The following is a 258-nucleotide window of genomic DNA, read 5'->3' on the forward strand; positions in this document are numbered from 1 at the left end:
ATCCGGAGGAACATCACCGGGCCGTACTTGCTGGCGAGCTCGCGGAGCGCGACCTGCGGATGCGACCGGAGGAGGTGGAGGAGGCCGCCGACCAAGGGGAGGTTCCATGGCCCTGGAGGCCTCCTCTTCTTTGACGACGACTTGCGGGTCAGCAACGCCAGAAGAATGGGGAGGGTGAGGAGAGAGACGAGGGTGAGGGTGGCTGCCGAGTTTATCTCCATGATAAATCGAGGATTCGAGGATGGATTATTGGTGAGT

At 60.9% G+C, this 258-nt stretch carries 1 protein-coding gene; it reads right to left on the bottom strand.

Features of this window, described 5'->3' with window-relative positions; all coding sequences use genetic code 11:
- The coding region (locus PZC42_RS24945; RefSeq protein ID WP_277214309.1) for a cytochrome P450 at positions 1 to 258 on the bottom strand (258 nt) is incomplete at both ends.

It is taken from the genome of Isoptericola croceus, assembly GCF_029382255.1.
Lineage (GTDB): Bacteria > Actinomycetota > Actinomycetes > Actinomycetales > Cellulomonadaceae > Isoptericola > Isoptericola croceus.